The organism is Microbispora sp. H10830 (assembly GCF_014161375.1).
In the GTDB taxonomy this organism is placed as follows: Bacteria; Actinomycetota; Actinomycetes; order Streptosporangiales; family Streptosporangiaceae; genus Microbispora; species Microbispora catharanthi.
In genome coordinates, this window is record NZ_JABBWX010000006.1 from 1 (window position 1) to 10,706 (window position 10,706).

At 65.7% G+C, this 10,706-nt stretch carries 11 protein-coding genes; 4 read left to right on the forward strand and 7 right to left on the reverse strand.

Features of this window, described 5'->3' with window-relative positions:
- Positions 1 to 88: 88 nt before the first annotated feature.
- The 6 genes from HHX35_RS16810 to HHX35_RS16835 form a co-directional block, all read right to left on the reverse strand.
- The gene (locus HHX35_RS16810; RefSeq protein WP_182899762.1) at positions 89 to 1,354 is read right to left on the reverse strand and encodes a lantibiotic dehydratase family protein; all 1,266 of its coding nucleotides are present in this window, start codon (positions 1,352 to 1,354) and stop codon (positions 89 to 91) included.
- An 80-nt stretch (positions 1,355 to 1,434) separates the two neighbouring features.
- Positions 1,435 to 1,611 carry an FxLD family lanthipeptide gene (locus HHX35_RS16815; protein WP_142567707.1) on the reverse strand — a complete coding sequence of 59 codons (177 nt, stop codon included), beginning with the start codon at positions 1,609 to 1,611 and terminating at the stop codon, positions 1,435 to 1,437.
- Positions 1,612 to 1,669: 58 nt separating this feature from the next.
- Positions 1,670 to 2,893 carry a methyltransferase, FxLD system gene (gene fxlM / locus HHX35_RS16820; protein WP_220505531.1) on the reverse strand — a complete coding sequence of 408 codons (1,224 nt, stop codon included), beginning with the start codon at positions 2,891 to 2,893 and terminating at the stop codon, positions 1,670 to 1,672.
- Positions 2,894 to 3,147: 254 nt separating this feature from the next.
- Entirely contained in the window at positions 3,148 to 3,483 is a 336-nt protein-coding gene (locus HHX35_RS16825) for a hypothetical protein (protein ID WP_182899763.1), read from the reverse strand.
- Positions 3,480 to 3,746 (reverse strand): hypothetical protein, encoded by a 267-nt coding sequence (locus tag HHX35_RS16830; RefSeq protein WP_182899764.1) that lies wholly within the window; start codon positions 3,744 to 3,746, stop codon positions 3,480 to 3,482. The genes HHX35_RS16825 and HHX35_RS16830 overlap by 4 nt, the downstream gene beginning before the upstream one ends.
- Before the next feature lie 19 nt (positions 3,747 to 3,765).
- Entirely contained in the window at positions 3,766 to 4,128 is a 363-nt protein-coding gene (locus tag HHX35_RS16835) for a hypothetical protein (protein ID WP_182899765.1), read from the reverse strand.
- Between the two features lie 450 nt (positions 4,129 to 4,578).
- Between HHX35_RS16835 and HHX35_RS16840 the strand changes: the two genes are divergently transcribed.
- Positions 4,579 to 5,469, forward strand: a complete 891-nt coding sequence (locus HHX35_RS16840; RefSeq protein ID WP_310739138.1) for an aminoglycoside phosphotransferase family protein — start codon at positions 4,579 to 4,581, stop codon at positions 5,467 to 5,469.
- Between the two features lie 652 nt (positions 5,470 to 6,121).
- Positions 6,122 to 7,126, forward strand: coding sequence for a hypothetical protein (locus tag HHX35_RS16845; RefSeq protein ID WP_182899766.1), 1,005 nt, complete (start codon positions 6,122 to 6,124; stop codon positions 7,124 to 7,126).
- 321 nt (positions 7,127 to 7,447) lie between these two features.
- On the opposite strand, the gene HHX35_RS16850 is transcribed toward HHX35_RS16845, so the two are convergent.
- The gene (locus HHX35_RS16850; RefSeq protein ID WP_182899767.1) at positions 7,448 to 8,839 is read right to left on the reverse strand and encodes a hypothetical protein; all 1,392 of its coding nucleotides are present in this window, start codon (positions 8,837 to 8,839) and stop codon (positions 7,448 to 7,450) included.
- A 621-nt stretch (positions 8,840 to 9,460) separates the two neighbouring features.
- Between HHX35_RS16850 and HHX35_RS16855 the strand changes: the two genes are divergently transcribed.
- Both HHX35_RS16855 and HHX35_RS16860 read left to right on the forward strand, forming a co-directional pair.
- Positions 9,461 to 9,850, forward strand: coding sequence for a hypothetical protein (locus tag HHX35_RS16855; protein ID WP_182899768.1), 390 nt, complete (start codon positions 9,461 to 9,463; stop codon positions 9,848 to 9,850).
- Positions 9,832 to 10,689, forward strand: a complete 858-nt coding sequence (locus HHX35_RS16860; protein WP_182899769.1) for a hypothetical protein — start codon at positions 9,832 to 9,834, stop codon at positions 10,687 to 10,689. Before HHX35_RS16855 ends, HHX35_RS16860 begins: the two co-directional genes overlap by 19 nt.
- The last annotated feature ends 17 nt before the right edge of the window (positions 10,690 to 10,706 follow it).

Consider the following 10,706-nt stretch of genomic DNA (forward strand, 5'->3'; position numbering starts at 1 on the left):
AGCCATCGTGTGGTGTCCTCCGCGAGAACCTTTGGTCGGGAACTCGCTGACCGTCACACGATGGCTCGCCCCATGTCCGGGGCTTGCATCAACAGCTTGGAGTTACACCACTCGAGGGGACGTCACCCAGCTTCACGTCCCGCTCAGACAGCGCGGCCGAAGGCGGCGACGGTGCGCCGAGGTAGCCGGCCGGATATCCGAGTCCGATATCGGGATCGACGGCGTCGAGGACGGGAACCAGGGCCCGCGGCCCGTAGCGCTCCAGGAAGCGGCCATGCCAGGCGACCCAGCCGGGGCCGAGGTCCGAGCGAGGGGCGAGTCGTACGAGTACGCCGGCGGCCTTCGCCGCCTCGGCGGCCACCGACTGCGGCACCGCAAGGTCCAAGTCCATCCGCAGATCGACTGCGAGCGCGGACCCCGTTACGGGCGCGACGGCGGCCATGCCGGAGGCAAGGCGCGTGCGACGGCTACGCGCTATCGCTGAGGTGGGAGCGTCGTCGTGCTTGGCCAATTCCTGAGCGATCCGGCGTAGACGCCCGACAGTCTCGGCCACCTCAGCGAGCTCTCCGGCTGCCGTCTCCTCGAGTTCAGACAGGAGATGGCCGAGGGGATCGGCTGCGGTCATCGGGGGACGCAAGCTGGTGACGAGCAGGCGTTGTGCCACCAGGTCCACAAGCAGTCGGTCCACGACAGCGGCAGGGACGCCAGAAAAATCGGCCGCGAGCTTCTCCGCCAGCTCCCCCAGCCGGATCGGGCTCTGTGACAGGCTCATAGCCGTCCGGATCGGCGCGGTGGCTCGCACGCTCACATGCGTCGGCTGGTCGCGAGTCGCCCCGGCGGGGCGGTGCTCCAACACCAAATGGCCGTCACGCTCGAACACGAGGTTGTTGGCCATGACCTTCAGACGTGGTCGCAGCGCCGGTTCGGCCTCCAGACGCTCGATCACTCCCGCAAGCCACCCGGCGTCGACCTTGGCTACGGCGCGATGGGCGCCACCGACGTGGGCCATGGGTAAGGCGGCGATGTGAGCCGGGGCGATACCGGCGAACAGGCCGAACGGCGTCGCGCGTCCTGAGGCACGAAGCAGGTAGCGCATAACCGAGAGCACCGCCCGGCGCATGGCAGGCTCAGAGACGTCCCGCCCCTCACAGATCTCGGTCACTCGGTGCGTCAGAACGGGGCTGGCCTGCTCCAACGCGGACAGGAAACCGGGTATCCGCATGGTCTCTCGTAGCCACTGCCGCCAGGAGTCTGGTCCGGCTGCTGTTCCGTTCATGTCTGGCCATGAGCCGGGCGTGCGGTGCGCCGGCCAGACGGCGGCTCGCGCCACGACAGCGTCGAGATACTCGTACATGTGCCGCTCCCGGAGACGGAAGCGCCCGGTCGGTGCGGCGACCGGGCGCCCGGGGTTTCAGAGGGTCGGGGCGTCAGCGCCTACGGGCAGGTGGTCGAGCAGGCGGACTGGCAGGTCGTCCCGCAGCCGTCGTCGGTCATCCGGATGAGCTTGTCCGCGGCCGGGCCGGACTCGACGATCGAGACGTCCAGGTCCCACTCCCCGAAGTCCTCCTCTCCGGCCTGCGTAGCCGGTGCGTTCTCGATCTGGATGGACATGAGAACCTCCTTCGTGGTGGTGCAGGGTTCCCGGTTCTCCCTGTTGGAGCCGGGCGCTTCAGGGCCAGGAGACGACGACGGCTCCGTGCCGCTTGCTGATGAGCCCTCGGTAGGGGAGGCTCGTTCGGGCGGTCTTCGGGATGTACTGGATGCGCGCGGCACCGCGGCGGCGGTGGTCGCTCGCCCAGCGCCGTAGCAGTTCCACGTACTCCGCAGCGACGGCTTCGGCTTCGGGGCCGTGAGCGAAGACCCCGCTTTCGAAGCCGCCGGTCTCCTCGTTCGGCCGTTTCGTCCGGTAGGCGAAGCTGCCGCCGCTGATGAGGGCAGGAACGCCTCTGGTCACCGAGGGGGCGAAACGCCCCTGTGCGACGAATTCCTCGCTGGCGTGCAGAATGGCGACCTGCGGCGCGTTGGTGAGGAGGAACAGCTCCAGCTCGTCGGGCAGGTCGAAGGCCGCCCCTGACCAGCGTTCCAGCCTCGGGGAGTCGAGTGCCTGCCGCAGCGCCTCGACGTCGAACCGCTGTGGCTCTTCATCGACCTGCAGCACGACCCCTTCGGCGAGCTGCACGATGTGCTCGCTGAACGAACCGGACCCCTGCATCGGTACGAAGTCCGACAGGCAGTAGCTGCGGCTCACCAGGATGTCGTCGCTGCGGTCGAAGGCGATGGTGCGGGTCCGCCCTCTCACCCGCAGCGGGACAACGATCCTGCCGACTTTGGAGAGTTGGTCCACCCATGCCGGGGGAATGTCCCAGGCCCCCGCGGTGACGATGATCCGGTCGTACGGCGCTTGCTCCGGCACGCCGTTCTCAGCGTCGGCCAGCACCACCTCGACATGGTCGTAGCCGGCTGTCTTGAGGCAGGTGCGGGCGCGCTCGACGATGTCGGGGTCGATGTCGACCGAAACGACTTTTCCCTCGGCTCCAACGAGTTCCTGAATCAGAGCGGCGTTGTAACCACCCGAGCCGATCTCCAGAACCCGCATGCCGCGTTCGATCTCGGCCTGCTCCAACATCACCGCCTGGATGTGGGCGGCCGACAGAGAGCTCAGCGCCAGGCCGCTCGCGTCCCGCTTGACCACCAGGGCACTGTTCGCGGCGTACGCCGCCTCCAGCGGCTCGCCCAGGGCGAACAGGTGCCTGGGCACGGTGGCGAGGGCCGCGGCTACGGACTCGGATGTGACCGCGTCCATCTCGCGCAGCTCGCGCACCATGTCGGCCCGCAGCGAGGCTGCGATATCGGCCGCGTCCATGGGCGGTGTAGTCATCAGCGCTTCCTTCACAGGTTGACGGGGCGGCGGGCTCGCCGCCCCGGTGATCGTGGTCCCTCGGCACAGGCCATGTGGCCTTCTCACCAAACCTTGAGGCCGTACGCGGCCGGTCTTGCGGGGGCGCCGGTACGAGCTGGCGCCGCGTCGTCCACGGCCCGGCCCAGGCGTTGCATGCGGGTACGTTCTGGGCCGGGCCGGATGCTCGACGGTGCGGGAGACGGGGCCTGCCCCTGTGGGCGAGGGGCACTCGACCGCGCCGCCGAGGGCTATGGGGTGGCGATTCCGCTCGTCGGGGCTCGGCTGGATATCGACGCGATGTCGACGTTCACGCCGGCGAACTCCCAGCCAGTGTTGATGAGCTCCTGCACGCGCATGTCACACCACTGCATCGGGAGGTCGTCCATGAGGGCGGCTCCGTCATGCAGTACGTCGTCGCCCTGTGTCCAGCGTTCGCGTGCGCCGGTATCGGCGACACTCAGCCGGTACTCCTGCGGCTGGCCGTCGGCGCCCACCCGTCGGAACCGCAGCGTCGTGGTGGCACCCGCCCGAGGTGGCCAGATGCCCTTGAGGCACAGCACAAGCCAGAGCAGCGACACGTTCACCCGATCCGTACCGCATGAAGGCCCACGTGCCCGCGAAGTTCCCGGTAGCGCTGGGCGATCTTGCTGGCCGCCTGTGCGGTCTCGTGCAGGAGGAAGGCGGTCGCCTTAGGCTTGCCGTCCGCACCGAGCTCTCCGGTGCTCCAGGAGATCTTCCCCGCACGGAACCAGACGGACAGGTCGCCGAGGCGGAGGAGCGCGACCCCTCGGTACGTGTGGATCTGCCCGCCACGGATGTTGTGCGTGGCTGCGAGGTGGGTGTCCACCTGCCGAGCGGCGGACTCTTCACGCCCCGGTGGTCTCGAGGCAGTCAGGTATGCCATGTAGTTCTCCTGAACGGGTACGGGCGGACGAGGCGAGGCCTTCCGGGGCGTCGGCTCCTGGCCTGCCGCCGGTGTTTCGGCCGACCTCGGCGAGGACGTGTTCGATGCGATCGGCCGCGGCGGGGATGTCGTCGACAGCAGCGATGAGAGCCGGCCACGGGAACCAGTAGTGCCAGGCTCCGTCCGAATCGGGCTTGGCGAGAACCTGCTCCGTAAGCGCCGGAGCGGCGGGGTTTATCACCTGAAGCCGGGGGATGCGATTGAGCGGGACGACGATTCGGGCGGAGAAGTTCCGGCTTCGCAACTCCTCAGCCAGCGCCTCCAAGGGCTCCGCCGCGGGGTGGGATGTTGACATAGACGATCTCCGATGGACGTGTCAGACACCGGGGGAGGCTCTGCTTTCACCAGGCCGAGGGGTGCGGATGGCGACGGGCCGGCTGAGCCCGCCGCGTGAACGGCAGGGGCGGTGCCCCGCCGTTCTCGTTCAGCAGCGAGCTGCTGTGCGTGTTGTCCATGACCCACAGCCAACCGCGCGGGAACGGCGCCCGGGAGCGCTCAGCGGCTCTGCATCTGTGCAAACCGCTGTGCATTCGAGCTGCCCGCCACCAGGGCCTTACTGCAGGGACGGAGCCCCAACTACGCTGCGGCCTATGGATCGTCAGCCCGACACTCGGGCTCGCCGACGTCATCGAAATGGCTGGCGTCCCCACCTCGGCCTGGCCAGTCGCCGCGAGCAGTGCGTGCGGTGAGCGGAACGAAGGAAAGCATCTGATGGGTGGTCGCCCTGTTGTTCGCTGATATCGCTGTCGAGGCCGCGCGTGAGGCTGCCCGGCGCGCCGGTTTTGATGATCAAAATCAAAAACCAGAGGTTGTACGTATCGGGGATCGCGCCGTGTTGCGGCTGGCCGACGGGCACATCATCGCCCGCGTTGCCAGGAGCCTCGATCGCCTGGATTCGTCTCGCCGTGAGGTTGAGGTCGCTCGGTGGCTGACGGCTGAGGGGCTCACGGTCACTCGGCCCCTGGAGGGTGAGCAACCGTACATTGCAGCCGGAACGGTGGTGTCTCTGTGGCACGCGGTGGAGGGCGACTGGACTGTCCCGGCTGACCTCGCCGCGGTGTTGCGACGCTTACACGCCCTTCGGCCTCCGCCCGATCTCGCGTTGCCCGAGTTGGAACCGCTCGAGCGACTGGATGAGCGTATAGAGTCCGCACCTGCTCTCACGGCAGCCGATCGTCTGACCTTGCGGACGCTGACCCGAACTCTGCGCGAGGATCTCGCCGATGTGCCGTACGTGCTGCCGCGAGCGGTGATCCACGGCGACGCCAACATCGGCAACGTGCTGAAGACATCCTCCGGCGAGGTGGTGCTGTTCGACCTGGAAGGGCTGTGCTGGGGACCGCCTGAGTGGGACCTGGCGATCACGGCCGTTTACCGGGACCTGGGGTGGCACACCGACGCCGAGTACGAGCGGTTTTGTGAGGTGTATGGATTCGACGTGACGCGACTGCCTCGGTACCAGGTGCTGCGCGCTGTCCGAGAACTGCGGATGACATGCTGGCTGGCGCAGAAGGCCGGCGACAGCGAAGAGATCGCTGCTGAGGTACGCCGCAGGATCGCCGACCTGAAGGAGCCGGACAGGCCCCGGCACTGGCACCCTTACTGATCACCCTGGCCGGGATGAGTCTAGGAGTTAGGGGAGGCCCCGGTAATACAGCAGACGACCAACATACGAGGCCCGCGACATCTCGTTGTTCTCTTGCCCGGCGCGATTCTCCGTCCCGTCCTGCCAACCAAATCGGAAGCCCCGTCCGGCTTGCCGGACGGGGCTTAGTCTTCAAATATCAGAACGGTCGCCGCAGTGTGTTCACGATCAGAAGGCCAAGCGTCAAAGCCGCGAAGGATACTCCACAACCAGCAAGGGCCGCTGCTGCAGGATCCTGGCCGCTGATCCAGGAAAGGACTCCCGCATCAGTGCCGATGACCAGTGCGGTAACGCTCGCGACAGCGATCCAGATACATCTGAGACGACTGTCAATTTCTTCACGCAACTTCTTAAGAGCGGCAGAGTCGGGCTGTTCTGCTGGTGGAGAGGGCCTGAAACTAAAAATAGCGACCTCCTGGTCATTGTGTCGGCCACGACGGCAAGTTGCTGACGGGCTGTTGCTGACCAGATTGGTGTATTCCGGGTGTCTAATCCGTCCGTCGAAAGACCTGGACCTTAAATCGCGGGCAGTCGCATCCAAGGTCTACGCATGGACCCTTAGACGTCCAAACGTCGGGGATAATGTCGAGCTGGCCGGGATGGAAGGAGCACCATGAGAACGATCAAGTGGCACGACGACGCCGAGGGCCCCGATCCCTTCGCAGGTGATGACATTCGGTCGCAGCTTGTCCGGAGACTGCGGCGTACATTCGAGGAGCACATGGCAGTTGGAAACGGGACGATGTCCTGTCACGCTGCCTACTCGGCGTTGGAGAACAGTGGAGTCGGGTCGATCCTGCCCGCTAGGCAAAGCTTCTACAGCGCCTTCAGGCTGAAGACTGCGGGCAGGACTGTCGCTCGGTGCCTCGAAGCAGCCGGAGTCCCTCACGACGACGCTGTCGAACTTGGCCGTCAGGTTGATGATGTCCGACGTGGTGAGAAGCCCGGAGGCGCCGCTGACCTCTACACTCGGAAGAAGTTCGCCGATATTGCTCTCCGAGTTCGCGAAGCCAGGCTGACATGGGACAGCCCTGGATCTTCGGACCCTGGGTATCGCGATCCAGAACTTGCCCTGGACGCTGACGACCTCATCACGGCATACCAGGCAGCGTGTGCAGGTGACCTCAGTAGCGAGGACGTCGCCTACTGCCTCTATTCAGCCATCAAGCACGGCAAGCGAGAGCTCTATACCAAGCTGATACTTCTCTGCCCAGCCAGCGGAGCAGCTGCCGAGGCACTGCTTGATCTCATCATCATCCCGCCCGCCGGGCAGCAAGTCCGGCCAATCCACCGGGCGGCTTGGATCATGCAGCACCTTGATTCAGCTGTTCGTGATGCCGCCCTGGAAGTTGCTTATCGTCTGATCGCAGACCGACCCGATGGGGTGCTTGAGCTACTGAAAGCTGCGAAAGACCAGCGGGTCGAGGCGTTGCTGCGAAATAGGCTGGGAGGTGGCTATTACACGCTCACTGAAGCAGAAAAGGTTCGTGAGGTTCTTGAAAAAGAGTTGGCTCAGGCGCCGGCACGCCGAGGAGCACGTGGCCTTGTCCAGGCGCTACTGAGAAGTATCGAAAAAGCGGACCAGGAAGAAACAACCTCTGAGCCCTTGTCGTCCTGAGTGGTGGTTGTCTCCGAAGACCGCAGGACGAACGTCGGCTCTCACTCGAGCATCGATCAGATGGGCGGTCCGGGCTGCGATCAGGTCGTGCACCGCCCGAGGCGGAGCAGGAGAGGCGAGACCAGGCGGCCGGTGGGGTCGGCGAGGACCTGAACGTCTACTCCGCAGCGCTTGTGCTTCCTCGAGTAGTACGGCTTCTGCAACGAGACTCCCGATAGGGGCATCGGGCCTTGGTCGGCTGTGTCCTACCGGGAGTCTCACCCCATGGTCAACCCTGCTCTTCCACATCATCCTGACCCGCGTCATCCGGATAGAAATTGCTCAAGAAGCTGCGCGGAGCTGGCGACCTCGCAGCACAGGCCGAGCCTGCTCGGTGAATTCGATGACCGCTGGATGATCGCTGCGAACACTCATGCGGTTATGCAGGTCACGAAGGTAAGTAGTACAGCGGATCGACGCGGTCTCCTGGATCCGGGGCAGGACTCGTACGGCAACGTGGCATGCCTGCTCCACGTCGCCCTGATCGACGAGGCTCGTGGCGAGCACGATCCGCGAGAAGATCCGGCTACGTGCGTATCCTCCGGCGGCTGGACTGGTTTCGGAGACGGACAGGCAGTGGGTGGCATGACGGTATGACTCCCTGGCGTCCCCCATGTCCCGGAAGCAGTGCGCGAACTCGTCGGCCAGCTCGGACTCGTCGAAGTACGCGATCCACTCAGGCTCCTCGCCGGGCTTGTGCTCGTTGAACGCCCTGGCGGCAGTATCGAGAGCCGTGAGGCACTCCCCGGCCCCGTCGGGGAGATTGGCGGCGGCGCGGGCTTCCATCGCGGCGAACTGTGCTCTGAGCAGTGCGGGAGCTCGGCCTTTCACATCGTGCTGCGCAGCGCGAGCAAGATGGAGGGCCTCCCGGTATTCGCCGAGGTAAGTCGCCTGATGGGACATCGCGGACAGGATGCTGGCACCGAGCATCCGGTCGTCGGCGTGATGGGCCAGAGAAAGCGCCTGTAGGAAGTAGCGGCGGGCGAGGCCGTGCCAGCCGCTGTCGTAGGCCATCCACGCCACGGACAGGCAGAACTCGGCAACCGCGCTGAACAGCGACCGCCCGACGGCGGAGGTGTACGTGCCGTTCAGCAGCGGGACGATCTGGTCGAGCAGGTATTGAAGGGCGGCCGAGCGAGCGTGCGCACCGCCGAAACGGTTGTCCAGATCGGCGAACATGGTCGTGGCGGAGCGGATCGCTTCGACGTCGCTCATCCCCACCCTGCGACCCGCCGATCCACTCGGAGGCTGGGCCGGGGTGGACAGGAGCCATCCGAAGGCCGCCTGGGTGAGGGCCCCCACATTCACCGTGCTTCGCAGGAATTCTCGCCGCTGTGCGTCAGCGGTAGCTAGCTGAGCCAACGTGTTGACGAGGTCGGCGGGGACGTCAGAGAAGTTAAGTCCGATCTCCGGTGAGGTGGTGCTGCCCTCCAGCCCGATGTCCGCCAGGGTGACCCGGCGACCCAGCTTGCGGCTGAGTGCTTCAGCGATCAGAGCAGCGGTGACGCCTCGTGGCTTCTGGCCTTCGATCCATCGTGCGATCTGCGTATGGGAAGGCCGCACAGGCACGCGCCATTCCTTTGCGACGTGGCCGATACGGCTGGCCAGGCCGAGGTGGGAGACACCGGCCTGGTCGATGACGTCCGCGAGCCGGGTGTTGGGCTGACGCTCCATATAGCGCAGCGTAGTTGGGCGAGGTCTTTGCAGTAAGGCCATGACGGTGAGCAGGCGAAATGCACAGCGGTTTGCACAGATGCAGACCAAGTGAGCGCTCCCCGATGGCGTCGCCGCGCGGTTGGCTGTCATGGACGGCACGGGCAGTAGCACTGCTGGACAAGAACGGCAGGCTTGCCGACCCTGCCGTTCACGCCACGGCCCCACGCCATCAGCGCACAGGACCTGAGCGCCGAGGGTGACCTCGAACCCATTGTTTCTCGGGCAGAGAGGCAGATGCACGATAGTTGACGGCATCGGCCGATAAGGACATTTTCCCTGGTAGAGGTCGCTCGCTGCGGCTACCTCAATGTGTCCTACTGGTTAGTTGTCTCCTCTGGCCTCGCTGAAATTCGCCATCTAGCCTGTAGCTCTCCGCAATGATCTGATTGCTCTGAGTAAAGGGCGCTGGTGGTGGCGACAGTCTGTCGATATTCGAAACGGCTTGCGCTGGTTGTTCTCGCGCTGTCGGCTTCGGCTTGTGCGGCAGATGAGGGGGCAGTGCCGCAGCCGTCACCCACGGTTTCGACGACCGTCTCACCGCAGCCGGGTGCTACGCCTACCGGAAAGGCGGAGGAGGCGGTGCTTGCCGCCTACAAGGGCATTTACTCCGCGGGTCGGCGTGCCGAACATACCCCTGACGGGCAGCGCAAACCGATCATCGCCCCGTTCGCGACCGAACCCCTGCTGAGCAGAATGCTCCGCGGCATCGTCGCCCTTCGGGTCGGCGGAAGATTCACATGGGGGATGCCGGTATTCCACCCCTTCGACATCAAGATCGAGGGGCAGAAGGCCACACTGCACGACTGCCAGGACAACCGCAATAGCGGACAGATGGACGAGAAGACCTCGAAGCGGGTCCTTCACGGGAGTGAGAACACCCATCTCGTCGCGACGCTGCTCTTGGTTGAGGGGGCGTGGAAGGTCTCGACTCTTGAGCATGTGAGGGAAGCGTGCTCAGCCGGATCCTGATTGCGGGCGTGCTGCCCGCTGTGTCGATGCTCACGCCCTCGCCACCACTGGACAACAACGGGGTTCAGACGTCGCCTTTGGGCTATGTCCTGACGGCCGACAAAGATCCGCACTCAGGACAGCAGGTCACAAGCGCGAGTGCGGCTCATCGTGGGTCCGGTGTCACCTGTTCCTACACACCCTGGCACGCCGATGGCATGAAGAACGGCGGCCTGGAATGGGTCGACCCGGCGTCGAGCCCCGGAGGCGTACCGAAGGGCAAGGGCGCCTATTACCTGGTCGAGTGTTCCGACGGCTTCCGCGACGTCCGCTGGGTTCCCGATCGCGCGCCCGGAGCTCCTCGCGTGACGCCCGCTCAACTGGCTCGGAAGGCGTGGGCGATGATCCCGGTGCGCGAGCCGAAGGTCCTCACCGCTCCGCCGCGCGGCTCCACCGGCCTGGTCGGCCTGGACGAGTGGGTCTATCTGGCCAAGGGGGAGTGGAGCCCGAAGCACAAGCGGGTGGAGACGGCCGGCGTCTGGGCAGAGGCGGCAGCACGCCCCCAGAAGATGACCGTTGACCCGGGTGACGGTGGCAAACCCGTTACCTGCCAGGGGCCCGGCACGCCCTACAACCCGGAGCTCCCCGCGAGTCGCCAGAAGCCGACCTGCGCGGTGAGGTACCTCCAGCCGTCGCTCCGTCAGGGGCAGGGGAACGCCTATCGGGTCACGGTAACGGTCACGTGGAGCGGCACGTGGACCGGCTCGGGCGGGACCGGTGGCACGTTGCCGCCGATCACACGGTCGACCTCGTTCCCGCTCCGCGTCGCGGAAGCCCAGGCACTCATCACCAAGGACTGACGCATGCTCCAGCGATC